The organism is Cohnella pontilimi (assembly GCF_005049045.1).
GTDB classification, from domain to species: Bacteria; Bacillota; Bacilli; order Paenibacillales; family Paenibacillaceae; genus Cohnella; species Cohnella pontilimi.
The window spans coordinates 315,219-341,501 of sequence record NZ_SUPK01000004.1; the positions used below are offsets into that span (position 1 = coordinate 315,219).

The 26,283-nt window shown below is 55.7% G+C and carries 24 protein-coding genes and 2 riboswitches; of the genes, 3 read left to right on the top strand and 21 right to left on the bottom strand.

Annotated features, from left to right (window positions below):
- Nucleotide 1 precedes the first annotated feature (1 nt).
- The 15 genes from purQ to E5161_RS10320 all read right to left on the bottom strand — a co-directional run bounded on the left by purQ (nucleotide 2) and on the right by E5161_RS10320 (nucleotide 15,853).
- On the bottom strand, nucleotides 2-709 hold the full coding sequence (gene purQ, locus E5161_RS10250) for a phosphoribosylformylglycinamidine synthase subunit PurQ (protein WP_136777671.1): 708 nt from the start codon (nucleotides 707-709) through the stop codon (nucleotides 2-4).
- Nucleotides 710-715: 6 nt separating this feature from the next.
- Entirely contained in the window at nucleotides 716-958 is a 243-nt protein-coding gene (purS, locus tag E5161_RS10255; protein WP_136777672.1) for a phosphoribosylformylglycinamidine synthase subunit PurS, read from the bottom strand.
- A gap of 508 nt (nucleotides 959-1,466) precedes the next feature.
- On the bottom strand, nucleotides 1,467-2,357 hold the full coding sequence (locus E5161_RS10260) for a phosphoribosylaminoimidazolesuccinocarboxamide synthase (RefSeq protein ID WP_136777674.1): 891 nt from the start codon (nucleotides 2,355-2,357) through the stop codon (nucleotides 1,467-1,469).
- 21 nt (nucleotides 2,358-2,378) lie between these two features.
- Entirely contained in the window at nucleotides 2,379-3,674 is a 1,296-nt protein-coding gene (gene purB, locus E5161_RS10265; protein ID WP_136777676.1) for an adenylosuccinate lyase, read from the bottom strand.
- A gap of 5 nt (nucleotides 3,675-3,679) precedes the next feature.
- Nucleotides 3,680-4,837 (bottom strand): 5-(carboxyamino)imidazole ribonucleotide synthase, encoded by a 1,158-nt coding sequence (gene purK / locus E5161_RS10270; RefSeq protein ID WP_136777678.1) that lies wholly within the window; start codon nucleotides 4,835-4,837, stop codon nucleotides 3,680-3,682.
- Nucleotides 4,834-5,319 (bottom strand): 5-(carboxyamino)imidazole ribonucleotide mutase, encoded by a 486-nt coding sequence (purE, locus tag E5161_RS10275; protein WP_136777680.1) that lies wholly within the window; start codon nucleotides 5,317-5,319, stop codon nucleotides 4,834-4,836. Before purE ends, purK begins: the two co-directional genes overlap by 4 nt.
- A 185-nt stretch (nucleotides 5,320-5,504) precedes the next feature.
- Nucleotides 5,505-5,604, bottom strand: a riboswitch (purine riboswitch).
- 178 nt (nucleotides 5,605-5,782) lie between these two features.
- A complete protein-coding gene (locus E5161_RS10280; RefSeq protein ID WP_136777682.1) occupies nucleotides 5,783-7,192 on the bottom strand; it encodes an NCS2 family permease in 1,410 nt (469 codons plus the stop codon).
- Between the two features lie 151 nt (nucleotides 7,193-7,343).
- A riboswitch (purine riboswitch) is annotated at nucleotides 7,344-7,444 on the bottom strand.
- Nucleotides 7,445-7,607: 163 nt separating this feature from the next.
- The gene (locus tag E5161_RS10285) at nucleotides 7,608-8,402 is read right to left on the bottom strand and encodes an ABC transporter ATP-binding protein (RefSeq protein ID WP_136777684.1); all 795 of its coding nucleotides are present in this window, start codon (nucleotides 8,400-8,402) and stop codon (nucleotides 7,608-7,610) included.
- Nucleotides 8,402-9,334, bottom strand: a complete 933-nt coding sequence (locus E5161_RS10290; protein ID WP_136777686.1) for an ABC transporter permease — start codon at nucleotides 9,332-9,334, stop codon at nucleotides 8,402-8,404. Before E5161_RS10290 ends, E5161_RS10285 begins: the two co-directional genes overlap by 1 nt.
- A 12-nt stretch (nucleotides 9,335-9,346) precedes the next feature.
- Complete coding sequence (locus tag E5161_RS10295; protein WP_246042178.1) at nucleotides 9,347-10,426, bottom strand: ABC transporter substrate-binding protein; 1,080 nt, start codon at nucleotides 10,424-10,426, stop codon at nucleotides 9,347-9,349.
- 249 nt (nucleotides 10,427-10,675) lie between these two features.
- Nucleotides 10,676-12,196 (bottom strand): glutamine-hydrolyzing GMP synthase, encoded by a 1,521-nt coding sequence (guaA, locus tag E5161_RS10300; RefSeq protein WP_211246728.1) that lies wholly within the window; start codon nucleotides 12,194-12,196, stop codon nucleotides 10,676-10,678.
- A 447-nt stretch (nucleotides 12,197-12,643) separates the two neighbouring features.
- Nucleotides 12,644-13,114, bottom strand: a complete 471-nt coding sequence (gene bcp, locus E5161_RS10305) for a thioredoxin-dependent thiol peroxidase (RefSeq protein ID WP_136777689.1) — start codon at nucleotides 13,112-13,114, stop codon at nucleotides 12,644-12,646.
- Between the two features lie 70 nt (nucleotides 13,115-13,184).
- Nucleotides 13,185-13,982, bottom strand: coding sequence for an ABC transporter permease (locus E5161_RS10310; RefSeq protein ID WP_136777691.1), 798 nt, complete (start codon nucleotides 13,980-13,982; stop codon nucleotides 13,185-13,187).
- 6 nt (nucleotides 13,983-13,988) lie between these two features.
- On the bottom strand, nucleotides 13,989-14,780 hold the full coding sequence (locus E5161_RS10315) for an ABC transporter permease (protein WP_136777693.1): 792 nt from the start codon (nucleotides 14,778-14,780) through the stop codon (nucleotides 13,989-13,991).
- Complete coding sequence (locus tag E5161_RS10320; protein WP_136777695.1) at nucleotides 14,777-15,853, bottom strand: ABC transporter ATP-binding protein; 1,077 nt, start codon at nucleotides 15,851-15,853, stop codon at nucleotides 14,777-14,779. Before E5161_RS10320 ends, E5161_RS10315 begins: the two co-directional genes overlap by 4 nt.
- Before the next feature lie 136 nt (nucleotides 15,854-15,989).
- Between E5161_RS10320 and E5161_RS10325 the strand changes: the two genes are divergently transcribed.
- From E5161_RS10325 to E5161_RS10335, 3 genes are all read left to right on the top strand, one after another.
- Nucleotides 15,990-17,006 carry an LCP family protein gene (locus E5161_RS10325; RefSeq protein ID WP_136777697.1) on the top strand — a complete coding sequence of 339 codons (1,017 nt, stop codon included), beginning with the start codon at nucleotides 15,990-15,992 and terminating at the stop codon, nucleotides 17,004-17,006.
- A gap of 44 nt (nucleotides 17,007-17,050) precedes the next feature.
- Nucleotides 17,051-18,361, top strand: a complete 1,311-nt coding sequence (locus tag E5161_RS10330) for a glutamate-1-semialdehyde 2,1-aminomutase (RefSeq protein ID WP_136777699.1) — start codon at nucleotides 17,051-17,053, stop codon at nucleotides 18,359-18,361.
- Between the two features lie 259 nt (nucleotides 18,362-18,620).
- On the top strand, nucleotides 18,621-19,625 hold the full coding sequence (locus tag E5161_RS10335) for a transposase (RefSeq protein ID WP_136777701.1): 1,005 nt from the start codon (nucleotides 18,621-18,623) through the stop codon (nucleotides 19,623-19,625).
- 349 nt (nucleotides 19,626-19,974) lie between these two features.
- On the opposite strand, the gene E5161_RS10340 is transcribed toward E5161_RS10335, so the two are convergent.
- The 6 genes from E5161_RS10340 to E5161_RS10365 form a co-directional block, all read right to left on the bottom strand.
- Nucleotides 19,975-20,826, bottom strand: a complete 852-nt coding sequence (locus E5161_RS10340; RefSeq protein WP_136777703.1) for a sugar phosphate isomerase/epimerase family protein — start codon at nucleotides 20,824-20,826, stop codon at nucleotides 19,975-19,977.
- Nucleotides 20,827-20,916: 90 nt separating this feature from the next.
- Complete coding sequence (locus tag E5161_RS10345; protein ID WP_136777704.1) at nucleotides 20,917-21,156, bottom strand: hypothetical protein; 240 nt, start codon at nucleotides 21,154-21,156, stop codon at nucleotides 20,917-20,919.
- Nucleotides 21,157-21,202: 46 nt separating this feature from the next.
- Nucleotides 21,203-22,861, bottom strand: coding sequence for a glycerol-3-phosphate dehydrogenase/oxidase (locus E5161_RS10350; RefSeq protein ID WP_136777707.1), 1,659 nt, complete (start codon nucleotides 22,859-22,861; stop codon nucleotides 21,203-21,205).
- Between the two features lie 145 nt (nucleotides 22,862-23,006).
- Nucleotides 23,007-24,548: a glycerol kinase GlpK gene (gene glpK, locus E5161_RS10355; RefSeq protein WP_136777708.1), complete on the bottom strand. Its 1,542-nt coding sequence runs from the start codon at nucleotides 24,546-24,548 to the stop codon at nucleotides 23,007-23,009.
- Between the two features lie 15 nt (nucleotides 24,549-24,563).
- The gene (locus E5161_RS10360; protein ID WP_425456502.1) at nucleotides 24,564-25,418 is read right to left on the bottom strand and encodes an inositol monophosphatase family protein; all 855 of its coding nucleotides are present in this window, start codon (nucleotides 25,416-25,418) and stop codon (nucleotides 24,564-24,566) included.
- 30 nt (nucleotides 25,419-25,448) lie between these two features.
- The gene (locus E5161_RS10365) at nucleotides 25,449-26,276 is read right to left on the bottom strand and encodes a sulfite exporter TauE/SafE family protein (protein ID WP_136777820.1); all 828 of its coding nucleotides are present in this window, start codon (nucleotides 26,274-26,276) and stop codon (nucleotides 25,449-25,451) included.
- Nucleotides 26,277-26,283: the final 7 nt, after the last annotated feature.

Consider the following 26,283-nt stretch of genomic DNA (forward strand, 5'->3'; position numbering starts at 1 on the left):
CTTAGTGGGCTCGAGCGCCGTTAACGGCGCTGGGTTCGACCCGCGATAAAAAAACGTTGAGTACTGAGGTGAACATGCGTGCGCCGTCGCTCGAACCGAGCAGCTCGCTGACCGCGCGCTCCGGATGCGGCATCATACCGACGACGTTGCCGCGTTCGTTGCACACACCCGCGATGTTGTCGACGGAACCGTTCGGGTTATCGCCCTGGTATCGGAAAACGACCTGATTGTTCGTTTTTAAACGCGCAAGCGTCTCTGCATCGCAAACATAGTTGCCTTCCCCATGTGCGATCGGAATGCGAATCGTCTCTCCCGGCGCGTATGCGTTGGTAAACGGGGTTATGTTGTTCTCCACCTTGAGATCCACCGGATGACAGCGGAATTTCAAGCTGTTGTTGCGAATAAGTGCTCCGGGAAGCAAGCCCGCTTCCGTGAGTATCTGAAATCCGTTGCAAACGCCCAACACGAACTTCCCGGCCTCGGCCGCTTTCTTGAGCTCCGCCATCACAGGCGCAAAACGCGCAATGGCGCCGCAACGCAGATAGTCTCCGTACGAAAACCCGCCGGGTACGAGAATGACGTCATAAGATGAAAGATCGGTTGCCGTATGCCAGACATACTCGACCGGCTCGCCCACCGTATCTTCCACCGCTTTGAACATATCGATGTCGCAATTGGAGCCCGGGAATACAAGCACCGCGAAATTCATGGCGAATCAGCCCTCCAGTTCGAATCGGTAATCTTCGACGACGGTGTTCGCCAGCAATTTCTCGCACATCTCCTTCAGCTGCCGCTCCGCTTGCCCTCGGTCAGCCGTGTCCAACTCGACTTCCATGAACTTGCCAATACGCACCTTGGCAACTTCGCCGAAGCCGAGCGAGTGCAGCGCTCCCTGCACCGCGTTCCCCTGCGGGTCCAACACATTTTCCTTGATCGTCACATATACCTTGGCTTTCATCGCTTGTCCTCCTCGTATCGGCTCTTCCGGCTCGCAACTGCCTATCCCTTCGGCTCAGAAGGTGTATTCTCGGGTGACTGCACTTTCCATGCTATCCCCTCGACTCAGAAGAAGCATTTCACCGCCAGCTAGACTTTCCAGGCTATCCCCTCGATTCAGAAGTAGCATCCACCGCTAACTAGACTTTCCATGCTATCCCCTCGACTCAGAAGAAGCATTCACCGCTAAACTAGACTTTCCATGCTATCCCTTCGACTCAGAATGTACACTCCGGCGAGTACACTTAGCCGCCTATCCCTCAATGCTGCTTTTTCCCGTTTGCGTTTCTCACACTCAACCAGGAAGAACCGCCACACGCGAATTCTGAGTCAATGGGATAACATGGGTTTGCTGAAAATCGGGACACCATTCTGTCATTCTGAGTCGACGGGATACCTTGGGTTTGTTCAAAAATCAGGACACCAATCCGCCATTCTGAGTCAACGGGATACCTGGGTTTGCTCAAAAACTACTTCTCCGTCAGAAGACGGTAGATTTCCCGGTAGCGAGAAGACGTGTCGGCGACGACGGAATCGGGCAGACGAGGAGGAGGGCTGTTTTGGTCCCAGTCGGATTCCGCGAGAAAACGGCGCACCGGCTCCTTGTCCATACTGTCGATCTCCATGTCGAGGCCGTATTTTTCTTCCGCCCAAAAACGGGAGGAATCCGGCGTAAACAGTTCATCTATTAAAATGATGTTTTCTCCGATAAGTCCGAACTCGAATTTGCAATCCGCCAGAATGATGCCCTTCTCTGCACAGCTGCGGCGGCCAAATTCATAGAGCCGCAAGCTTCGCTCGCGCAGCTCCTCCGCCAAGCCGGGTCCGATGCGGCGCGCCATCTCCTCGAAGGGAATGTCTTCGTCGTGTCCGACGTCGTTTTTGCCGGCGGGGGTGAAGATCGGCTGTGCCAGTTGTTCATTTTTGCGCAGCCCCGACGGAAGAGAGATGCCGTTGACCGTACCCGTCGCCCGATACTGCCGCCACCCGCCGCCCGTGATATAACCACGTACCACGCACTCGATGTCGATCCGTTTGGCTTTGCGTGTGACCATGATGCGGCCCGTCAGTTTTTCCGGCTCCTTCACCAGATCCCCCAGCCGGTTCACGTCGGTATGCACAACGTGGTTCGGCTGCAGTTCCGCACTGTGCTGAAACCAGAACGCGCTAAGCCCGTTCAGCACCCGTCCTTTGTCCGGCACCGGCGGATCCAGCACATGATCGAACGCCGAGATGCGGTCGGTCACGACAATCAGCAGATGTTCGCCAAGGTCGTATAACTCCCGCACCTTGCCTTTGTGGAGCAGCGGAGCACGAACCATTCCTTCCGCGGTGGACAAAGCTCCCGTTTGCGTCGCCATCTGGCAGCCTCCTTGCTCCTGTTATTTCAGGCCAAGCCTTTCAAAAATGGTGTCGACATGCTTCAAATGCCAAGAAGGATCAAAGCAGTCGGCGATTTCTTCGGCGCTCAGCACGCGCGTAATCTCGTCTGTCGCCTCCACGATTTGACGGAAATCCCTCTGTTCTTCCCAAGCCTGCATGGCGCGGGGCTGCACGGTGTCATAGGCTTGTTCGCGGCTGAAGCCTTTGTCGATCAGCTTCGTCATGACACGGCCGGAAAAAGGTACGTTGTACGTGCTGCGCATATTGCGCTTCATGTTTTCCGGGAACACCGTCAAGTTTTTCACAATGTTGCCGAAACGGTTCAGCATATAGTTCAGGAGCATCGTGGCGTCCGGCAAAATAATGCGCTCCACCGAGGAGTGAGAAATATCCCGTTCGTGCCACAGCGTGACGTTTTCATATGCCGAGATCATGTGCCCGCGGATGACGCGCGCAAGGCCGCTCATGTTCTCGCAGCCAATGGGGTTGCGCTTGTGCGGCATGGCGGAGGAGCCTTTTTGCCCTTTGGCGAACGGCTCCTCGACTTCGCGGAACTCGCTTTTCTGCAGGCCGCGAATTTCGGTCGCGAACTTGTCGATCGAGGTGGCGATCAGCGCCAGTGTCGCCATATATTCCGCGTGCCGGTCGCGTTGCAGCGTCTGTGTGGAGATCGGAGCAGCCGTAAGTCCGAGTTTGCGGCACACGAATTGCTCCACGAACGGGTCTATATTCGCATAGGTTCCGACCGCACCGGACATTTTGCCGAATTGCACGCCGTCCGCCGCACGCTCGAACCGCTCCAAATTCCGCTTCATTTCCTCGTGCCACAGCGCCAGCTTCAGACCGAAAGTCGTCGGCTCGGCATGCACGCCGTGGGTGCGGCCCATCATTTGCGTGTCTTTGTATTGAATCGCTTGCTCCCGCAAAATGGCAATGAAGTTTCGAAGGTCCTTCTTCAAAATCTCATTGGCCTGCAGCAGCAAATATCCGAGCGCGGTGTCCACGACATCCGTCGAGGTTAATCCGTAATGCACCCATTTGCGCTCAGGTCCGAGACTCTCGGAGACGGCGCGCGTAAACGCGATCACATCGTGACGGGTCTCTTGTTCGATCTCGTAAATCCGGTCGATGTCGAACTTGGCGTTATTGCGCAGCTCCGCGACGTCTTCCTTCGGAATATGGCCCAGCTCCGCCCAGGCTTCGCAGGCGCACAGCTCGACTTCCAGCCAGGCTTGAAACTTGTTTCGCTCCGTCCAGATGGTACGCATCTCGGGGCGGCTGTATCGTTCGATCATAACTGTCAAACCCTCCAAATTTCGCTTTGGGCGATCCACGCCAGCGCCGTTTCGGTGTCGGGCGCCAGCACGTTGATATGGCCCATTTTGCGTCCGGTCTTCACTTCTGATTTGCCGTACAGGTGAACCTTCGGTTCAACTCCGAGCTTGCGCGCTGGTTCATCCCCTGAAACTATGCAGCGCATGAGCGGCTCTATATGCTCACCGAGCACATTCACCATCACCACAGGCGTCATGAGCGACGTATCGCCAAGCGGCAAATCACAGATAGCGCGCACATGCTGCTCGAATTGCGAAGTCCGGCAAGCTTCCATTGTATAATGGCCCGAATTGTGCGGCCTCGGCGCCAGCTCGTTGACGTAAAGCGTTCCGTCCTGCGCCACGAACATCTCTACCGCAATTAACCCGACGACTCCGAGCGTCTCCGCAATGGAAACCGCCAATTTTTCAGCCTCCTCCTTCACCTCATCGGAGATTCGAGCAGGAGCGATCGATAAGTGCAAAATATTATGAACGTGTATATTCTCAGCAGGCGGAAATACGGCGATTTCACCGGACGGCCGCCTTGCCGCGATAACCGATATTTCTTTTTCGAACCGGATAAACTTCTCCAGCACCAGCCCGGTTCCAGCTGCCGAAGCCTGCTCCCAGGCCGGGCCGATGTCGGCTTCCTCCCGAAGCACCCACTGTCCCTTGCCGTCGTAGCCGCCGGTTACCGTCTTCAGTATCGCCGGCAGCCCAAGCTGGGCCGCGGCTTCGCGAAGGTCCGTCTCGCTTGTGATCTCCGCGTATGGAGCGACTCGCGCTCCCGCGGCTTCCACGGCCCGTTTCTCCCGAAGCCGGTGCTGCGTCGTATACAAAAGCCTGCTGCCTTGCGGCACATAAGATTCGGCTTCCAGCATCGCCGCCACTTCCGCATCGACGTTCTCGAATTCGTACGTGATGACGTCGGACCGGCTTGCAAGCTCACGGGCCGCGTCCCGGTCGCCATAACCGGCGACGATTTGCTGGGCCGTCTGCCCGCAAGGCGATTCCGGCGTCGGATCCAACGTCACGAACTTGTATCCGAGCCGATTGCCGGCATGCGCCATCATCCGGCCCAGCTGCCCGCCGCCGAGGATGCCGATCGTGGCGCCCGGCGGAATTGTCCGAGAGAGCGTCATGTCAGCTCACCGCTCTCCAGCACTTCCTTCGTGATACGCTCCCGCCGGGCGGCAACGGCGGCGCGCACCCGTTCGTCGTAGGCGCCGATCAGCTGCGCCGCCAGCAGTCCGGCGTTCGCTGCGCCCGCTTGTCCGATCGCGACGGTGGCGACCGGGATACCCGCGGGCATCTGCACGATGGAGAGCAGCGAGTCGAGTCCGTTCAACGCTTTCGACTGAACGGGGACTCCGATGACGGGCAATACGGTTTTGGCCGCCACCATTCCCGGCAAATGTGCCGCGCCTCCGGCTCCCGCCACGATGACCTTCAGCCCGCGGGCAACGGCCGTTTCCGCATATTCGAACATCAAGTCCGGCGTGCGATGAGCCGAAATGACTTTTTTCTCATAAGGAATGTTCAACTCGTCCAACACTCCGCATGTGTGCCGCATTGTGTCCCAATCGGACTTGCTCCCCATAATCACACCGACCAGCGCCGCCATGTCGCATCCTCCCCGCAACCGATCCCGTCCATTCATTTTTCCATTAAAAAAGGCCGACGGGTATATAGTAAGCTTACCCCATCGGCCGTGCAGTTCTCCATTACTGGCAAAACCCGCCAAGCGGCAAAATAGACAGCCCGTCCGTATCCGCCCCCAACGGCAAGAAACGGCGAGTATCTGAGCATGCTTGGAACAAGTCGCCGCGTAGTCCGGAAATTACGGTTTCCGGGTAGAGACGTTCGGGCCGATTCCCGAGTTTATACGCGTGCGTCGACAGCAAAGGCGCTGTCTAACGCCTTTAAGTCTACTCCAACGGACCCCTGATGTCAAACCAAAAACCCGAATATTAATGATAAAAAATATAAAAATGTTCGGGTTTTGCCGACCAATGAAAAGACCCCGCACCACTCCCTTGGACGGAAGTGACACGGGGCTTCGAATGGAAGTTGCTCAGCGCCTAGAATCAGCCTTGCGAGCCGATGAACGCGTAACGGGCAATAACGAGAATCGCCAGCACCCACATGAGCCAGTGGATTTTGTATTTGCCTTTGCCGAACAAGTTCGCTGCCAGCGCCAGCACCACATACGACACAATACCGAACGAAATGCCGTTGGCAATGTTGTAGGTGAAAGGCATCAAGACAATCGTAAAGAACGATGGAATCGCGATCGTGAAATCTTGGAAGTCGATTTCCTTCACCGACTGCATCATAAGCAAGCCGACTACGATCAATGCTGCTGCCGTGGCGGAGCCCGGAATCAGGTTCACGATCGGCGCGAGGAAAAGAGCTGCGAGGAACAATACACCGGTAGAAACCGAGGTCAACCCGGAACGGCCGCCCGCCGCAACACCGGCAGCACTTTCAACGAAAACGGTCGTCGTGCTTGTGCCGAGCATCGCACCGCCGGTAACGGCGACGGCGTCGACCATCATCGCTTTGCCGATGCGTTTCTCGCCTTCTTCTTTGTTTTTCATCATTCCGGCACGGTTAGCCGTCCCCACAAGGGTGCCGAACGTATCGAACAGCTCAACGAAAGTAAACGTGGCGACGATCGAGATGAGGCCGGTATGCATGACGCCTGCCCAGTCAAAGTTCATGAACGAAAGCTGGGAGAAATCGGGAACCCAAGGTGTTTTGCTCGTATCAATCGTTGTGTTCACGTAGTCCGGACCGAGCAAAATGCCGATTAACGTCGTGCCGAGAATGCCGAACAAAATGGCGCCTCTCACTTTAAGAACCATCAACAACGAAATGAGCACGAGTCCGATCAGCACCAGCTGCACGCCTGGATTTTCCAAGGAGCCCATATGGAATACCGTTTCGAAAAACGCGACATCGGTAAATTTGCCTTGTGGAATATCACTTGCCGCTTCAACGCCGACCGTAAGCAGTCCGCTGTTTTTCAGACCGATGATCGTGATGAAAAGACCGATCCCCACCGTGATCGCATGCTTCATGCTGTCGGGAACCGCCGTAAGCAGCATTTGACGAATCTTGGTTACCGTAAGGAGGATGAAAATAATACCCGAAATGAATACCGCGGTCAGCGCCATTTCAAACGTAATCGGCTTACCCGTCGCGGAAGAAGCCAGAATGACGGATGCGAAATAGGCGTTCAATCCCATGCCCGGAGCGAGCGCGCCCGGGAAATTCACGAAAATCCCCATCGCGATCGTGAAAATGCCGGCTGCCAGCGCCGTCGCGAGAAACACCGGATACCATTCTCCGCCGGTGGCTCCCGAACCGAATGCGCTCAGCACGTTCGGATTGACCGCCAAAATGTAAGCCATCGTCATGAATGTGGTCAAGCCTGCCAAAAGTTCCGTACGTACGTTCGAGCCCAGTTCCTTTAACTTAAAGAAACGTTCCATGGTTTCGACAAGTCCTCCTTGGGTTAGATAGGATCGATCAAGCGGAAAAGAAACGGATGAAAAACAGAAAAACCTAGAAGAATGATCTCTTCTAGGTTCCGCAATCCGTGAAATCTCATGCATCCGAAAAATCGCGCGATTCTTTCGGCGGCATGACGCTTTCACTTTTCGTAGACAGATCATTTGCGGTGACCTCGTAGAGACTCCTGGGCCTATTCCCGGGATTATACGAAAAGATCCTATTCGGTTGTTTTGTACTTTCCCATTCTAGGACTTGTTGCCCGGTCCTGTCAACAAGCAATTTGGCGAATGTTTTGTAAAAATGTCGAATAAATGTTCGGAATTTGGCGACATTAATAAGTTCGGCATAAGCAAAAAGACGCCAATGAGGCGTCTTTCTTGTGTTGATAGGCGATTATCCGAAAACGACCCGGTCATCGGCCATTTTGTGGCCGCTGATTCTCTCGAATTCGCGGAGCAGCTGTTCGACGGTCAAATCTTTTTTGCGCGATTCATCGATATCGAGAATGATCCGGCCTTTATCCATCATGATCAGCCGGTTGCCCAGGCGGATGGCCTGTTCCATGTTATGCGTGACCATCAGCGTAGTGAGCTTCATTTCACGGACGATGCTCTCCGTCAGCCGCGTCACCAGCTCCGCCCTCGACGGATCCAGCGCGGCCGTATGCTCGTCGAGCAGCAAAATTTGCGGCTCCGTGAAAGTCGCCATGAGCAGGCTGAGCGCCTGCCGTTCTCCGCCCGACAACTGGCCGACCTTGGCGCGGAGCCTCGTGTGCAAGCCAAGGTTCAGGCGGGCCAGCTGTTCCTGGAAAAAGGCGCGCTTGGCTCTCGTCACCCCGAGCTGCAGCCCCCGCGGCTTGCCTCTCTTGTAGGCCATGGCGAGGTTTTCTTCGATCGTCATATGCGGGGCGGTGCCGGCCATCGGATCTTGAAACACCCGACCGATCCACCGGCTTCTCCGATATTCGGGCAGAAGATGAACGGCGGCGCCGTCGATCAGGACTTCGCCGGCATCCGGAGTCAGCACGCCGGAAATGACGTTCATGAGCGTCGACTTGCCGGCGCCGTTGCTCCCGATGACGGTGACGAAATCGCCCGGCTTCAGAGACAGGTTGATTTTGGCGAGCGCGATTTTCTCGTCGGCGGTGCCGGCAAAAAACAGCTTCGATACATGACGCAGCTCCAGCATTACCGGCCACCTCCATGTTCGGTATCGGCAGCCATGCCAGCCAGTTCCGCAGACCGTCTGCGAGCCACGCTTCGCTGTTTCAACGCCCGCTGTGCCGTCGGTATAACGAGCGCCACAATAACGATGAGTGCCGTGATCATTTTCATATCGGACGCCTCCAATCTCAGCCATTCCGACTCGAGCGCCACGGTATACACGATCCAATAAAAGACGGCGCCGAAAACGGCAGCGAGTGTGGCCCAAAAAATCGTTCGCGTCCCGAAGATCGCTTCCCCGATAATGACGGATGCCAGGCCGATGACGATCATGCCGATGCCTTGCGAATTATCCGCAAAGCCGCCATACTGCGCGAAGAGAGCTCCTGAGATGGCGACTAGACCGTTGGACAAGCTGATGCCGAGCATTTTGCTGTTATCCGTGTTCACGCCGAAGCTGCGGATCATCCGCGCGTTGTCGCCTGTCGCCCGAAGCGACAGCCCCAGATCGGTCCGGAAAAACAAATCGATCAAGAGCTTTACGACAACGGCGCCGACTGCCGAGATCAACATGGGCGATACGCCGGAGCTGAAAATTGTGGGTTCGCCTAGCAAGGACACATTGGGTACGCCCATGATCCGCAGATTGATCGAATAGAGCGCGATCATCATCAGAATCCCGGAAAGCAGACCGTTGATGCGGCCTTTCGTATGAAGCAGCCCCGTAACGGCCCCGGCGGCACAACCACCGCCGAATGCCGCGACGGTAGAGAGCCACGGAGAATAGCCGTGGGTGATCATGACCGCCGCAATGGCCCCGCCGGTCGTAAAGCTCCCGTCCACCGTCAAATCCGGGAAATCAAGGATGCGAAATGTGATATAGACACCCAGCGACAGAAAGGCGAACAACAACCCGAACTCTATCGCTTTAGGCAACGATTCCAATATTGCCAACATGCTAGCCTCCAATTACTGGATCAAGTTTTGCGCTTGATCCTGTACGGCGTTCTTCATGGCGTCCGTTACTTCAATTCCATAATCCGCCGCTGCTTTGACATTCAAAATGAGGTCGAGCTTCTCTTGCATCAGAACCGGCATTTCGCCCGGCTTTTTGCCGTTTTTCAAAATTTCGACGGCCATTAGTCCAGTTTGGTAGCCGTGGTCGTAATATTTGAAACCGACGGTAGCGAAAGCGCCTTTCTCCACGGTGTCGCGGTCGCTGGAGAAGATCGGCTTCTTTTTCTCCTTGGCCACTTTGAGAATCGAATCCACGCCGCTGATGACCATGTTATCCAACGTCGTGTAGAACGCATCCGTCTTTTTCGCGAGAGACTCAGCCGCTTGTTTCACTTCGGAAGACTTGGTGATTGCGGCCTTTACCAGCTTGATGCCTTTCTTCCCAAACTCTTCTTCCGCCTTCTTGGCCATCACGACGGCATTCGGCTCGCCCTCGTTAATGACCAGGCCGACCGACTTGATGTTCGGGAAGTTGGCGGCGATGAATTCTACCAGTTTGGTCGTCGCTTCCGGATTCGTATCCGATGCGCCGGTCACGTTGCCGCCGGGAGCTTCCAGGCTAGACACCAGTTTGGCGCCAAGCGGATCGGTGACGGCGGAGAACACGATCGGGATATCCTTCACCTGCTGCGCAACCCCGAGTGCCGAAGGAGTCGAAATAGCGAGAACCAGATCGCTCTTGCTGCCGGCGATTTTTTGCGCGATGGACAGGTTGTTCGATTGTTCACCTTGCGCCGAATTGAAATCGACGGTCAAGTTTTTACCCTCTTCAATGCCGGCATCCTTCAATGCCGCCAAAAAACCTTCACGCGCCGCATCAAGCGACGGATGCTCGACAATTTGAGAAATCGAGATTTTGTACGATTTTTCTTCTGTGCTTGCGCTCGGACTGGCACTTGCACTTTCGCTCTGGCTCGCGCTTGGTGCGGCCGAAGCACTGGCTCCGGAAGTTTCGTTTTCGGGCTTCTTGCCGCAAGCCGCAATCATAACAACTACCGTAAAGATGAGTGCCAACAACGTCAACTTTCTCAATTTAAATACGCTCCCCTCATGTAAACAGTCTCCGACCGTTCAGCCGCTGTGACGCTTTTATCCTTAAAAGCATAAAAGCGCAACAGGCTGAAACCAGCCTCTTAAGCGTTTACACGCTTTTCCCTATCTTAAAGTGCGTGTGTGTATTCGTCAATGAGAACGACGCGCCGGGAAATAGTTTTATAGAGGGAATGAGAAAAGCCGCCGGATAGGCCCGGCGGCTGCATGGGTTGCTATTGTTTGTATGCGTTATTCCCATTCAATCGTGGCCGGAGGCTTAGACGTGATGTCATAGACGATCCGGTTCACGTTCTGAACCTCGTTCACGATCCGGTTCGAGATGCGCTCGAGAACATCGTACGGAATGCGGGCCCAGTCGGCGGTCATCCCGTCGATCGAAGTTACGGCGCGCAGGCCGACCGTGTAAGAATATGTGCGGCTGTCGCCCATGACGCCGACGCTTTTCATATTCGGAAGCGCCGTGAAATATTGCCAAATCTCGCGATCCAGCCCGGCTTTGGCGATTTCCTCGCGGAGAATGGCGTCGGATTCGCGGACGATTTCGAGTTTCTCGGCGGTGACTTCACCGAGAACACGAATGGCCAAGCCGGGGCCGGGGAACGGCTGCCGCCATACGATCTCCGCTGGCAGACCGCACTCTTCGCCGACTTTGCGCACTTCGTCCTTGAAAAGCGCCTTCAGCGGCTCAATCAGCTGGAACTTCATGTCTTCCGGCAGTCCGCCGACGTTATGGTGAGATTTGATCGTCTGGGCGGTCGCCGTGCCGCTTTCTACAATATCAGTATACAACGTGCCTTGCGCCAGGAAAGCGAAGTCGTCGAACTGCGCCGACTCTTCCTCGAACACCCGGATGAACTCCGTGCCGATGATTTTGCGTTTTTGTTCCGGATCCGAGACGCCCTCGAGCTTTCCAAGAAAACGCTGGCTGGCGTCGATTTTGACGACATTCATGTCAAACTTGCCGGCGAACGTCTCCATGACGCTCTCCGCTTCGCCTTTGCGAAGCAGCCCGTGATCGATGAACATACACGTGAGCTGATCCCCGATCGCCTTATGAATGAGAGCCGCCACAACGGACGAGTCGACACCGCCGGACAATGCGCAGAGCACCTTTTGGCCGCCGACCTTCTCACGGATTTCCCGCACCGTATCGTCGATGAACGACTCCATGCTCCAGTCGCCGCGGCAATCGCACACTTTGTACAAAAAGTTACGGATCATATCGTTGCCGTAAACGGAGTGACGCACTTCGGGGTGGAATTGAACGGCGTAAAATTTACGTTCCGGGTCGCTCATTGCCGCCACCGGCGCATGCTCGGTCTGCGCGTCGACGCGAAAACCGGCCGGCAGCTCCGTTACGAGGTCTCCGTGGCTCATCCATACCGTCTGACGCGTCTCGAGGCCGTGCACCAAATCGCAAGCGCCGACGAAATCGACGTCCGATTTGCCGTACTCGCGTTTATGCGCGGGCTCCACCTTGCCTCCCCGCTGATGAGTGATCAGCTGCATCCCGTAGCAGATTCCGAGGATCGGCACCCCGAGATCATAAACACCGGGATCCACCGACGGAGCTCCTTCCGCATACACGCTCGCCGGACCGCCCGAGAAAACAATGCCTTTCGGCTTCAATTCGCGGAGCTTGTCCGCTGAAGTATTGTGCGGGAGCAGTTCGCTGTATACGCCGAGATCCCGGATCCGCCGGGCGATCAATTGGTTGTATTGCCCGCCGAAGTCCAGAACGGCGATCATTTCGTGTGCTTGCTTGTTCACAGGTTTTGCCGAGCCCCTTCCGTGTTGCCCAAATCAATTGAAGCTATTATAGTCTTCGCCCTTCGCAGCGTCAACTTGGGCGGTGTACATAAAATTGACCTTTCCGGGCTATCCCATTCGCTCAGAATGGTTCGTTCGATTAGCCCCCTATGGATTTGCTCCATACCCATGTTATCCCCTTCGCTCAGATTAGCTAGTGAGACGGAATTCCGGATTCTGAGTCAAGGGGATAACGGGTTGAACCAAGGTTCTGACTCGACGGGATAGTCCTGATCGCGGACTTCACCCGACCAAGGTTCTGAGTCAACGGGATAGCCCGGGTCGCGGACTTCACCCGACCAAGGTTCTGAGTCAACGGGATAGCATGGAAAGACGCGCAAAGGCGATCATGCCAAACCGCCGGCAGACAGCCTCCCAAGCAATCAGCTACTTCAACCCGCGAGCCGCCTCCAGCACTTTGTCAATGTGCCCTTTAACCCGTATGTTGCGCCACTCGCTCACCAGTTTCCCTTTTCGATCGATCAGGAAGGTGGAGCGCACGATGCCCATGTATTTTCTGCCATAGAGCTGTTTTTCCTGCCACACGCCGAAAGCGTTGGCGGCCTTCAGCTCCGTATCGGCCAGAAGCAAGAACGGCAGCCCCTGCTTCTCGATGAATTTCAAATGTGATTTCACCGGATCGGGGCTGATGCCGATGAGCACGGTATCCGCGGATTCGAACGAGCCATGCGCGTCGCGGAAATCGCAAGCTTCCTGCGTGCAGGTCGGCGTCTGGTCCTGGGGATAAAAAAACAAAACAACCTTTCGCCCCCGGAAATCGCTGAGCTTCACCGTTTCTCCGTTGGAGGCGGGCAGTTTGATGTCGGGTACGGTTTTGCCAAGTTCCAATGCTTTCAAAAACAAAATCTCCCTTCCATTCCGTCAAACAACAACACGAGCGCTAATCACTGCTATTATCTTTCCCATGTTAAGAGCCGGCGCCTCTGTAGCGATGGACTCCCCGGTTCCAAACCCACAGTCCGAACGCCCCCACGACAATCCCGACAACAGGCGTCAGCAGCGACATGCCCAAATCCCCGTGCCGTCCGAGGAAAAACGACGCCGGATACACGCCCACGAACGCAAACGGAAGCACCCAGGTGAGCAGAAAGCGGATGCCCTTGTTGTAAATTTGAATCGGATACCGCCCGTAGTTCTGAATGTTGAACATGAGCGGCACGATGCCCGTCGGCGCATCCGAATAAAAGGATATCGAAGCCAGTGAGGTATACATCCCAAAATAGATGAGCACCGAGCCGATCGTCATCACGAACAGTACGAGCGGATCATACCAGTGGAACGGCAGTCCGAGAGTCGTCCACGCAGAGCCCATAATGGCAAGACCGACGAACGAGCCGATCAGCGACGGCGGGTCCACGTTTTCGAGCATGATTTGCACCAGCGAATGAGCCGGCCGGGTCAATATGCGGTCCATCTCCCCTTTGACAATATACCGCTCACTGAAATTCCACAGGTTAACGAATGTCCCGAAGATACCGTAAGGGATCATAAAATACCCGTAAACGAAAACAACTTCCGCCTCACTCCAGTTACCCAGAGCCGGCGTGTGCTGGAACACGATGAAGATAAAAATGAGATTCGTGGCCGAAAACATGAGATCCGCCACAACTTCCACCCAAAAGTCGGCGCGGTACGTCAGCTTCGTTTTCATATAATTGCCGATGTATTCGCGGAACAACGCCATGTTGAAAGCCCACTTGGTCATCTTCGCTCAACCTCCCTGCACGAACAAACGGCGCCGCGACGCCCGCCACATGAACACAATGGGTACGATCAGCACGGCGAACCAGAGAAATTGAACCAACAGCGCTTGCCAAGCCTCCGAGCCGGACAGTTTGCCGGTGAATACGGAGCTCGGCAAATAGGTGATCGCGGGGAACGGCAGCCAGTCAAGCACAGGCTTCGCCCACCCGGGGAAGAAGGCGATTGGCACCACAACGCCGGACAACAGATCGACCACGACCCGTTTCATTCTCATGAGACCTTCGTTGTTTTCTACGAAAAAGGAGAAGAGTCCGGTTAAAATGTTCAGCTGCGAGTTGAGCAGGAAACTGAACCAGATCATGACGAAGAAGATTAGCCAGCGCATCGGATCGGCCAGATGAATCGGGAAAATGAACCATACCACAATCATACCCGGCACCATGAACAATGTAAGGCGGAACAAGCCTTCTCCGAAGCCCTGCATCATTTTCACCAGCAAGTAGTTGTACGGCCGCGTCATTTGGACCGCCACGCTGCCGTCACGGATTTCGTTAGAGATTTCCCTGTCCAGGTTATTGAAATAAAAAGCGCGAGCCATCCATGAGATGGCGATATAGGTCGGCATTTGGTCTACGGAGAAGCCCGCTAGTGTTTGAGCATCTCCGTAAATGGCTTTCCACATGAAGTAATAGGCGCCTATTGTCAACGCATAAATAACAATACCGCTGTAATAATTCACCCGGTAGGCGAGCATCATTAAAAACCGCATGCGGATAAGTTCGAGGTAAGCGCTGATCAAGACCGCACGCCTCCCGCCGGAACCGGCTCTTCCGCACGCTTCTCTTCTTGAAGGGCTGCCGCATTCACTTCCGCGCTTCCGGACTGGTAAATCTCCCGCACGATTTCGTCGGTGTTCGTCTCGAAAATTTTGATGTCGCTGATGTCCATTTCCGGCGCTCCAACGACACGGGATAATACTTCGGAGACGTTCAGCTCCCGCGGGATCCATACTTTGGCGGTAAATTCGTTTTCCCGGGTCCAGCGGACGGCCAGCCCTCCCGTCAACTTCTGCACCTCCATCAGGCGAATGGGGTCGGTAAATTGAAACTGTACCTCGCGGCCTTTACCCCAGCGCTGTTTGAGCTCGTCCAGTCCGCCGTCGTAAATGATGCGCCCGTCGTCCAGCATAATGACACGGGAACAAAGCGCCTCGATATCTTGAAGATCGTGCGTTGTAAGAAGTATTGTGGTGCCGTGTTCGCGATTCAGCCTCTTGAGAAATTCACGGATTTCCGTTTTGACCACAATGTCCAGACCGATCGTCGGCTCATCCAGGAACAGAATCGAAGGTTGATGCAGCAGCGCCGCCACCAGTTCGCATCTCATCCGCTGGCCGAGACTCAGCTTACGCACAGGCCGGTTCAGCAGATCCTGCAGCTGCAGCGTCTCGACAAGCTCGTCCAGACGGCGGCGAAAATCCGTTTCCGACACGCGGTACACCTTGCGCAGCAGCCGGAACGATTCGATCACGCCGATATCCCACCATAATTGACTCCTTTGGCCGAACACGACGCCGATTCCCCGGACGAACTCCTCCCGGTCCTTATAAGGCACGTAGCCGTTCACCTGGAGTTTGCCGGACGTCGGGACGAGAATGCCTGTCAGCATTTTAATCGTCGTCGACTTGCCGGCGCCGTTCTCCCCGATATAGCCGCAAATCTCCCCTTGCGGAATTTGGAAGCTGATATCTTTAACCGCCGTGACGACGGTGTGCTCGCGCTTGAACAAATCTTTCAGGGCGCCGCTCAGGCCTTCTCGGTTTTTTTGCACTTTGAACTGTTTGCGCAGTTCGGCCACATCTATAGCCAGCATAGGAATCCCCCCATTCGACCAACTTGCTTCACTATGAGTCGAAACTTTATAATTTTTACTATGTAATGTTACCTCACGATCTCCTTGCCGTAAATCCGACGGCTGCAACAAGCAGCCCGGAAAGGAATAATCGCCGATGAGCAAAAAATGGAAGTGGACGCTTGTGGGCCTGCTCAGTGTGATGATCGTCGTCATTGGTGCAATCGCTTGGCGCATATATGGTACTTACCACCAATTCGACCAGATGAGCAAGCCGAAGGATGAGTCGCGTTTTTCGATGTTCGAGGAAAAGCTGGAATACAAGCCGCCGGAATGGGAAGGCAGCGAGCGGGTCAACGTTTTGCTCATGGGCGGGGACGAGAGAGGGGTCCGTCAAGGCGAGATCGCTCGCTCGGACACGATGATGGTCGCTTCTTTTGATCCGTCCAGCAAAAAGGTTCACTTGTTCTCCGTGCTGCGCGATACGTGGGTCAAAATTCCCGATCACGGCCGGGGACGCATCAACACGGCACTTTCCATCGGCGGGCCGGATCTGGCCATGAAAACGGTCGGCAATTTGCTCGGTCTGGACATCCAGTATTATGTCTATGTCGATTTTCAAGGCTTCATCAAATTGGTCGATGCGTTGGGCGGCATCGATTATTACGTGGAGAAAAACATGCATTACACGGATGCCGCGGACGGCCATCAATTCGACATTGATTTGAAAAAAGGCCAGCAGCATTTGGACGGAAGCAAAGCGCTGCAGTATGTGCGTTTCCGGCACGACGCCATGAGCGATTTTACCCGGACCGAGCGTCAGCGCAATTTCCTGAAGGCGGTCGCCGAAAAAATGAAATCCGGTTGGAACTTGATCCGGCTGCCGGAAATTTTAGCTCAAGTTACACCTTATATTGAGACAAACATGGCTACAGGAGACATGCGCAAGCTCGCTACGCTTGGGTATCAATCGCAGCAAGCCGGCTCCGCTCAAATTCCACCGAATCAACTGCTCGCGGATGAAAAGGTCGGAGGCTCCTCGGTGCTCGGCATTAAAGATCTCGACGCTTTAAAAGGGTTCGTGCAAGCCACTCTTTCGCAGGACAAATCGCAATCGACCATTGCGCAGTCGGCTTCCGCCCCCGCTCCCTCCGCTTCGGCGGCCACTCCCTGATCCGGAATCGGATTCCGGACAGAAACCAAGGAAGGAATATACACATGCTGCAGCATCAAAAATCGGAACGTCTTTATGAGGAAGCACTTCAGCATATCGTGGGCGGCGTGAACAGCCCTTCGCGGTCGTTCAAGGCCGTAGGAGGCGGCGCCCCGGTTTTTATGGAAAAGGCGAAAGGCGCCTATATGTGGGACGTCGACGGAAATCGCTATCTCGATTACTTGCAGGCTTTCGGCCCGATCATTACCGGGCATGCCCACCCGGTGGTCACGGAGGCCATCATCCGTGCCGCCCAATCCGGCACACTCTACGGCACGGCTACGGAGCATGAAATCCGTCTGGCGCAACGCCTCAAAGAAGCGATTCCGTCTATGGATAAAGTGCGGTTCGTCAATTCCGGCACCGAGGCGGTCATGACGACGATCCGTGTGGCGCGGGCGGCAACAGGACGCACCAAAATCGTGAAATTCGCCGGCTGTTACCACGGCCATTCCGACTTGGTGCTCGTCGCCGCGGGCTCGGGGCCTTCAACGCTCGGCACCCCCGACAGCGCCGGCGTACCGGCAGGGATCGCGAGCGAGGTTATTACCGTACCGTTTAACGACTTGGACGGGCTGCGCGCAGCGCTCGAGCGCTGGGGCGACGACGTGGCGGCTGTCATGGTGGAGCCGATCGTCGGCAATTTCGGCATGGTAATGCCGATGCCGGGCTTTTTGGAAGGCCTCTGCAAAATGGCGCGCGAGGCCGGTGCCCTCGTCATCTATGACGAGGTGATCAGCGCTTTCCGCTTCCACTACGGTTCGGCACAAACGTACGGCGCTTTTCCGGACTTCGCGGCGATTCAGCCGGATCTCACCGCGCTCGGCAAAATCATCGGCGGCGGTCTTCCGATTGGCGCCTACGGCGGCCGCGCTGAAGTGATGGACCGGGTCGCTCCGCTTGGCCCCGCCTATCAGGCCGGCACGATGGCCGGCAACCCGGCATCGGTTCTCGCAGGTCTGGCTTGCTTAGAGGTGCTTCGCGAGCCGGGCGTGTACGAGCGCATGGAATCGCTCGCCGTGAGATTAACCGAAGGCCTGCGAGCTTCTGCGGCCCGTCACGGAGTTCCGCTCACTATCAACCGTATCGCCGCTGCGTTTTCGACTCATTTTTGCGATCATCCGGTCACCAATTACGAACAAGCCCAGGACACCGACAGCGAAGCGTTCGCACGCTTTTTCCGGCTCATGCTCGACCGCGGGGTATACTTGGCGCCGTCCAAATACGAGGCATGGTTCTTAACCACCGCCCACACCGAAGCCGATATCGACTTCACGCTCGAAGCTGCGGAAGCGAGTTTCCGAGAAATGGCATGAACCAGCCCTAGGGGGCGGCGGGTTCCGCAGGAATGTGGAACTCGCCGCCTCTTTTTCTTTGAGGCTCCAAGGCGTCACTACGCTCCTAAACCACTCAACCCATGTTATCCCTTCGACTCAGAATATTTGTAGCATCAGTCCGAGATCCCAACCCTGCTTATCCCATTGACTCAGAATCACTTGGTTCGAGCTAGATTTCGCAAACCTTGCTATCCCATCGACTCAGAATATTAAATTTCAAATTTTAACCAAAATTCGCTTGAAATCAGAACAAATGTTCGCTACAATGAAACCTAAGTATTCGACCAGACTCGGGGTGGTCTCATTGTATCGGTTGATGGTGTCCTTTCTAGATTTTTGTCGTGAATACGAGACGGAAGAAGCTTGCGAACAAGCCTTTTTCGAGGCCAAATGGCCTGACGGTTTCCGTTGTCCGCGCTGCCGGGCATCGCAGGCTTATGTTACGCGCACCCGGCGGCTGGCTTTGTACGAATGCAAAACTTGCCGACATCAAACGTCGGTGATCGCCGGCACCGTTTTGGAAGGCAGCCGTACCCCGATGAAGCTGTGGCTTCGAGCCATTTTTCTACACTCACAATCCAACGCGATGCCTGCGACTCAACTTTCACAAATCCTCGGCGTCACCTACAAAACCGCCTGGTTGATCGGTCACAAACTCCGACACGCCACTAGTGTGGCCGACGCCGGACACCCGCTCACCGGTACCGTAAGGGTCAATATCGGAGTCTACATAAGATCGCGTCACCCGGGTTTTAAATCGAAGAGCGACATGTACCCTCTCTGGGTCGGCGCGTCCATGAACGATCGGCAGGAACCCGAGTATATCAAAATTAAAACCGTGCGCCAGGAGCACCTGTGCTATATGCGGGTTCTCCCGTCCGGTGTTGAGTCCTTCATTTCGGAAAACATAGCGCCAGGAACAACGGATTTGTTCTGTGTTTCCCATTACGGCAGTGCCCAAAAGATTAAAGCCCTTTCCGCAGCGAAAATAGAAGCCGTCGCCTGGCTCAAAATCGGTTTTTGGGGCGGGATCGGTCCCAAACATTTGCAAGCTTATCTCAATCAGTTTTGCTTCAATCGGAATGTAACAAATCGTAAATCGTCGATCTTCGATGTATTGTTTCAATTATGCGCCAAGACACGAACCTTGATTTATCCTGTGTTGATTGGCAAGCGTCAGGCTTCCACTCCAACCCGGAGACGGCCGAGGCTGCGGCCTGCTGCGCTTGAACGAGTCGGTTAAATGGTTCTTCAATGCGGATTACCAAATTCGAGCTATTGGTCGACGTAAAATGGCCCGCACAATGGCGGACCTGATCAGCGTTCGTATTCATTTATCGGTTTAGCTTAATTACGCTTGGAACGGTTCGAGGGGGAGTATTGCCCCTTAACGTAGGAACTTTTTCTGGAATTGTTCCCCGAATTCTATCGGCTCTCCAGAATTCATTCTGGAATTCATTCTGAGTCGACGGGATAGCCAGGGTTTGTGTGAAAAGGAGATATACGATAGGAGGCGAAACGCAAGTTTATTTGACGGATTCCAGGCGAAACACAAGTTTATTTGATAGATTCCAGGCAAAAGGCTAGCTAATTTACTTTATGGCATCCAGCGGCGAACCCATACTGGGCAGGGCTTCTGCGATTGTGCGCATGACATTGAGCATTTGCCAAGGATCTTCGGTGCCGAGGTAGGTCAGCGATAAAGGTCCGCTGAACTGCTCATCCCGGCAGAGCTCGAGACATTTACGGAAGTCGACTTCATCGATGCGGCCGCGCGAGTCCAGCCGGGCTTTGGCGTGAACGGTCTCGGCATAGGGAAGTACTTCGGCGAGCTGAGTGTATTTATTCCGGTCAAAATTATCAAAATCGGCCGTGAAACCCACTCTGCCCTGGCACAACTCAATCAGCCGCAAGCAATTGGCTGAGCGGGATAAAAGTCCGCCTACATTTTCTGTCACGATCCGGGGGCCATTGTCTCCCGCATAGTTCGCAAGCTCCGATAGGCCGGCTGAAGCACGGATCAGTGCGGCCCGATCGTCAGGTGAGCTGTTCCCGGCCGGAATCCGGACTCTGCGAAACCCGGCATCCGCGGCGAAGTCGATCCAGCGCCGGTACAGATCCATTTCGCGATTGCGCCGTATCGGATCGGTGGTCGATAAGTCGCCGAAATCCAGCAGCAACGAAGCCAGTTCGATTTTGGATACACTCGCGACATTTTTCAAATCCCGCAGCGCGTCTTCCGAACGGTCGGATAAGTGAACGTACGCCAGCTCCAGCGAACGATAAGCATTCGCCCCCATGCGGACCAACAATCCGAGGAGAGTGCTTGACTGCGGCTGGGTATCCGTGCGAACCACGTGGCGTTTTTGGTCTTCGTCCCATTCCGTATAACGCAGCGGACCCAAGTGTCGCTCGAAGGTCCAACTGTTCAAAGAATATTCCATTCTTATCCCTCCTTGAGCCGGTGATCCGAACTCCGATGCTATTTGTTAATAAACATTGGACGAGCGGATCAATCAGCATGCAAGGAAGCATTATTCCGCGTTATTCTTAGGTTTTAGGCGTTCATCGTACCTTCCATCGACTTCTTTCGCCATCGACCGATAGACAGCGGTTTCCTCGGCAACCGGATCTCTTTGTGTCTGGATGCGAATCTCCCACTTGGGAGGCAGACGTTTCACCGCTTCTTCTTCGGGGTCGGCGCCCTGAGGCTCCGATTCCATCAGCCGCTCCGCCAGCAATCGTTCCGCTTCGTTTTCGCGTTCGTTATCCATGAATTATTGCCCCCTTTGTTCGGTAGGATGATCAATCCATCAAGTGTCAATCCGTCATTAGCGGCCGGTGGAGCACACGCTCGATTTCGTCCTCATACCGCCTGACCTGATCTTCGGTGTAATGGAGCTCTTCGGCCATGACCCGAATGACGCCGCGATACCATTGGCGGACGCCTTCGATGTTGAACAACAAGCCACCTGTTCGACGAATGAGAAAATCCGCAGGCAGCACAGCCATCTCCTCTTCGATGCCGTATCGTAACGCGGCATAAACGTCCAATGGCAGCCCGCTCCGCGAGGCTTCCTCCCTCCATTCGGGCAGCCTGGCGAAAATAGCGGATATGTTGATGCCGTATCGCCGTGCCATGCGTTCGGCAGCTTCTCCCGACAAACCGAGAGCCTTGCCTTCGGCAGCCTTGTCTTGCACAAAAGCGGGAAAACGGTCGGTGTTCCCGAAATCGCCGCCCGACAACGGCAGCATCTTCGTGAGACAGGGTCCGAACGGACCGAGGCCATCGTCTTGAAGTTCGCGGGCTACGATATCGGTGACGGTTTCGGCCATTTTCCGATAGCCCGTCAGCTTTCCTCCCGCGATGGTCAACAAGCCGGATGCCGAGCGAAAAATCTCATCCTTGCGGGAGATTTCCGACGGCGGCTTACCTTCCTCATAGATCAGCGGGCGCAGCCCAGCCCATTCGGATTCGGCGTCTTCCACGCGAAGCCGGAGTTCCGGAAACATCGTGTTCGCCGCCTCCACAATATAGGTGCGGTCTTCCGCCGTCACCTGCGGGTCGGTGAGCTCTCCGGCATAATCGGTATCCGTCGTGCCTATATAGGTTTTACCCTCCCGCGGGATCGCGAACATCATCCGCCCGTCCGGCACGTCGAAATAGATCGCCTGTCTGAGCGGAAACCGGATCCGGTCGAACACGAGATGCACGCCTTTGGTGAGCCGGAGTGATTTTCCTTGTTTGGAGCGGTCCATCTCCCGGATCTCATCCACCCAAGGACCCGTCGCATTGACGATCCGCCGGGCACGGATGTTGAACCGCTGCCCGTTCAACACATTTTCCGCCTCCACGCCGGTCAGCTTGCCGTTTTCGTTTAATAGCCGGACCGCTTTGACGTAATTGAGCGCTGCCGCTCCTTTTTCGACGGCCTTTTTCACCACTTCCATCGTGAGCCGGGCGTCGTCCGTCCGATATTCGACATAATATCCGGCACCCAGGAGACCTTCCATGCGAAGCAGCGGCTCTTTGAGGAGCGCTTGCTGTGCGCTCAGCATTTGGCGCCTCTCCCTGTGTTTTACCCCCGCCAAAAAATCGTACACCAACAAGCCGACAGAGGTCGAAAACCGGCCGAATGTGCCGTCTTTGTAGATGGGGAGCATCATCCACTCCGGTGTCGTGACATGCGGCGCGTTGCGGAACACCACTTCTCTTTCCTTGCCGACTTCCGCGACCATTTTGACTTCAAGCTGTTTGAGGTAGCGGAGTCCGCCGTGGACAAGCTTAGTGGATCGGCTGGAGGTGCCCGCCGCGAAATCCTGCATGTCGATCAGGGCGGTTTTCATCCCCCGGGTTACCGCATCCAAAGCAATTCCCGCGCCTGTGATGCCGCCTCCGATAACCAAAACGTCGAATACGTTTTCCTTCAGCTCCCGAAGCCAATCGACACGGCATGTGCTCGAAAAGGATCGATTCATGGCTCTCCTCCTGTTCTTACGGGCGGATAGACGGCCGCAATAGTAAAAGAAACCCCAAGCGACCCGCGGCCCTCAACGAGAGGGCTGCGGACGTCAAGCGGCTTCTCTCCATACTTCGTCCGGATATCATCTTGTGTATGCTATGTTATGAAAAATGCCGGAAAGCCCTTGCCGCTTGAACTGCAGCTTGCCAGCCCGCATAAAGCTTCTCTCTGCGCTCGGCCGGCATCGCAGGCGTGTAGCTCGCCGCAATCGCGCGCTGCTTCTGGATTTCCCCGAGATCCTTCCAAAATCCGACGGCAAGACCGGCCAAATAAGCCGCGCCTAATGCCGTCGTTTCGTTGATGACCGGCCGTTCCACCGGTACTTCCAGCAAATCGCTCTGGAACTGCATCAGCAGCTCGTTGCGAACGGCCCCGCCGTCGACCCGCAGCTCGCGGAGCTTTAATCCCGAGTCTCGCTCCATCGCGTCCAGCACGTCTTTTGTCTGATAAGCCAGCGACTCGAGGGTCGCGCGTACAAAATGCTCCTTGGTCGTCCCCCGGGTGAGACCGAACACCGCTCCCCGCACCTCGCTGTCCCAATAAGGAGTCCCCAATCCGACGAAGGCCGGAACCACATACACCCCATCGGTGGACTCCACTTGGCCGGCCAGCGTCTCGCTTTCGGCCGCAGTCCCGATCATCCCGAGCCCGTCGCGAAGCCACTGAATGGCGGAACCGGCAACGAAAATGCTGCCCTCCAGCGCATAAAACACTTCGCCCCCGAGGCCCCAAGCGATGGTGGTCAACAAACCGTGCTCGGAAGCCACCGGTTTCGTGCCGCTGTTCATCATCATAAAGCACCCGGTACCATAAGTGTTCTTCGCCAAGCCTTCTTCGCAGCATGACTGCCCGAACAAAGCGGCCTGCTGGTCTCCGGCCATGCCTGCGATCGGGATGCTATGCCCGAAGAAGTGGTGCGGTACCGTGTGGCCGTATATTTCAGACGAAGAGTGAACGTCTGGCAGCATCTGCGCGGGAACGCCCAGAATCGCCAGAAGTTCCTCGTCCCACTTTAAATCATGGATGTTGTACATAAGCGTTCTAGACGCGTTAGAATAATCCGTGACATGCGCAGCTCCGCCGGTCAGCTTCCATACGAGCCACGTATCGATCGTACCGAAAAGCAGCTCTCCGCGATCCGCCCGTTCCCTCGCGCCTTCGACGTGGTCGAGAAGCCATCTCACCTTGGTGCCGGAAAAATAGGGGTCAATCAAAAGACCTGTTTTGCTGCGGAAAACATCGTCGTATCCTTTGGCAGACAAATCTTCGCATATACCGGTGGTTTGTCTGGACTGCCACACGACCGCCCGGTGAATGGGAACGCCCGTCGCCTTATCCCACACCACCGCCGTTTCCCGCTGGTTGGTGATGCCGATCCCGGCGATCTGGTCGGCTCGAATTCCGCTGTCCGCCAAAGCTTCCGATACAACGCCGAGTACCGACAACCAAATTTCCTCTGCGTCATGCTCCACCCATCCCGGCTTCGGAAAATACTGCGTGATTTCCCGCTGATTCGACGCCGAGATGTTTCCTTCCTTGTCGAACAAAATGGCCCTCGTGCTTGTCGTCCCTTGGTCGATCGCCATAATATAACCGGATGACAAGTTGGTTTCCCCCAGTCCGATATTTTCCCGTTCCTGCATCAAAAGCGGCTCCGGTCAGCCTGCCGCGCCGGCTTGGCCCAACGCTACCACCAATTCGTCGTGGATATGGCCGTTGGTAGCCACGATGTTGCGCACGCCCAAATGATAAGGCTTTCCTTCCGTGTCGGACAAGTGCCCGCCCGACTCCTCCACCAGCAGCGCGCCGGCCGCAATGTCCCAAGCGCTCAGCCCGATTTCCCAAAATCCGCTGAGCCGTCCTGCCGCCACGTAGGCGAGGTGCAAAGCGGCCGAACCGGAGATACGCAAGTTGCGCACCTGAGGGGCGATCGCCTGGATGCCCTTCAAATTCGCCGGCAGCGCCGCCCTGTGATCGGCTGGAAATCCGGTCGCCACCAAACTTTGTGCCAAAGTCAGCTCCGGCGAAACCTTCATTTTGCGGCCGTGTACGTACGCGCCTTTCCCACGTTCCGCGACGAACAGTTCGTCTCTCATCGGGTCGTAGATCACGCCTACGATCACCTGCCCCCGATGGGCAAGCGCGATCGACACCGAGAAAAACGGAAACCCGTGCACATAGTTGGTCGTCCCGTCCACCGGGTCTACGATCCACACATACTCAGCGTCGCTTACCCGCTCGATCGCTTTTGCCGACGCTTCCGGCCCGGGTCCTACCCCTTCTTCTCCCAAAAACGAGTGACTCGGAAAATGCGTAGCGATCAGGTTGCGGATCATCCGCTCGGATCCCTTATCCACTTCCGTCACGAGATCGTGCATCGAATATTTCGTATCCAGTTGCGTTACCGTACCGGCTTTTGTTTTGATCCACTCTCCGGCTTTGGCCGCACAATTGATAGCGACCGCTGTAAAACTTTTGCTCCCGACGATATTGTTCGGATACTGCTCGTCCATATCCATCCCTCAAATCCGAATCTTTCTTTTTTACATTTCGCCAATGCCTTTAATAATCAAATAGACCGCCATAGCCAGCAGCGTCGCCCGGAGCAGCCAGAGAAGCTGGCGTCCGCTCAGCTTGGATGCGATGACGGCGCCGACCCGGCCTCCGATGAGCGCACCTGGAGCGAGGAAAGCGAACAGCCGCCAATCGATATGGCCGTGCCATGCATGAACGCCGGAGCCGAGAATCGACGACAGCAAAATGACGAACATCGATGTCGCCGTCGCCACATGCGGCGGGAACCGGAACAGCAGCACCATCAGCGGCACGAACAACGAACCGCCTCCGATGCCGAACAGGCCGGACGCAAGTCCGACGCCGCAGCCGATCAGCAAACCGACCCACACATTATAGCCGTAATGATAGGTTTGTCCTTGGCCGTCCGTGAACGTGCGCATGATCGGCCAATCAATGACGAGCGGCTTCATCCGTTCCCGGGCAACCATGAGGGCGAACATAACGAACATAAACAAACCGAAGGCAAACTCAAACGGGCCTTGCTGAATATGCTTCGTCAGCTGCGCGCCCACCATCGCCGACGGGCCGCTCGTGGCGAAGAACAGCCAGCCGCTGCGGAAATCCACCTTGCCTTGTTTTTGATACGTCCAAGTCGAGGATAAAGCCGTAAAAATTAGTACCGCCAGCGATGTGCCCACCGCGACCTGTGAGGGGACCGGCTCGCCGAGCAAGTCCGGTCCGATCAGGATAAGCACCGGCACGGTAATAATACCGCCGCCGAGTCCAACGATGCTGCCGAAAACGGCGGAAATGACGCCGATCAACAACAGGACCGGCCAAACATAAGCTTCCATCTGCTTC

Bases quoted from the DNA above. Each gene is read 5' to 3' on its own strand.
- E5161_RS10345 (WP_136777704.1), bottom strand. From the start codon at position 21,156: ATGGATAACGAACGCGAAAACGAAGCGGAACGATTGCTGGCGGAGCGG.
- E5161_RS10285 (WP_136777684.1), bottom strand. From the start codon at position 8,402: ATGCTGGAGCTGCGTCATGTATCGAAGCTGTTTTTTGCCGGCACCGCC.
- purQ (WP_136777671.1), bottom strand. From the start codon at position 709: ATGAATTTCGCGGTGCTTGTATTCCCGGGCTCCAATTGCGACATCGAT.
- E5161_RS10360 (WP_425456502.1), bottom strand. From the start codon at position 25,418: ATGGACGAGCAGTATCCGAACAATATCGTCGGGAGCAAAAGTTTTACA.
- purK (WP_136777678.1), bottom strand. From the start codon at position 4,837: ATGACGCTCTCTCGGACAATTCCGCCGGGCGCCACGATCGGCATCCTC.
- guaA (WP_211246728.1), bottom strand. From the start codon at position 12,196: ATGATCGCCGTTCTGGACTTCGGCGGGCAATACAACCAATTGATCGCC.
- E5161_RS10340 (WP_136777703.1), bottom strand. From the start codon at position 20,826: ATGGAATATTCTTTGAACAGTTGGACCTTCGAGCGACACTTGGGTCCG.
- purS (WP_136777672.1), bottom strand. From the start codon at position 958: ATGAAAGCCAAGGTATATGTGACGATCAAGGAAAATGTGTTGGACCCG.
- E5161_RS10350 (WP_136777707.1), bottom strand. From the start codon at position 22,861: ATGAATCGATCCTTTTCGAGCACATGCCGTGTCGATTGGCTTCGGGAG.
- E5161_RS10260 (WP_136777674.1), bottom strand. From the start codon at position 2,357: ATGGCGACGCAAACGGGAGCTTTGTCCACCGCGGAAGGAATGGTTCGT.
- E5161_RS10290 (WP_136777686.1), bottom strand. From the start codon at position 9,334: ATGTTGGCAATATTGGAATCGTTGCCTAAAGCGATAGAGTTCGGGTTG.
- E5161_RS10310 (WP_136777691.1), bottom strand. From the start codon at position 13,982: ATGACCAAGTGGGCTTTCAACATGGCGTTGTTCCGCGAATACATCGGC.
- E5161_RS10330 (WP_136777699.1), top strand. From the start codon at position 17,051: ATGCTGCAGCATCAAAAATCGGAACGTCTTTATGAGGAAGCACTTCAG.
- purB (WP_136777676.1), bottom strand. From the start codon at position 3,674: ATGATCGAACGATACAGCCGCCCCGAGATGCGTACCATCTGGACGGAG.
- E5161_RS10320 (WP_136777695.1), bottom strand. From the start codon at position 15,853: ATGCTGGCTATAGATGTGGCCGAACTGCGCAAACAGTTCAAAGTGCAA.
- purE (WP_136777680.1), bottom strand. From the start codon at position 5,319: ATGGCGGCGCTGGTCGGTGTGATTATGGGGAGCAAGTCCGATTGGGAC.
- E5161_RS10280 (WP_136777682.1), bottom strand. From the start codon at position 7,192: ATGGAACGTTTCTTTAAGTTAAAGGAACTGGGCTCGAACGTACGTACG.
- E5161_RS10325 (WP_136777697.1), top strand. From the start codon at position 15,990: ATGAGCAAAAAATGGAAGTGGACGCTTGTGGGCCTGCTCAGTGTGATG.
- glpK (WP_136777708.1), bottom strand. From the start codon at position 24,548: ATGCAGGAACGGGAAAATATCGGACTGGGGGAAACCAACTTGTCATCC.
- E5161_RS10365 (WP_136777820.1), bottom strand. From the start codon at position 26,276: ATGGAAGCTTATGTTTGGCCGGTCCTGTTGTTGATCGGCGTCATTTCC.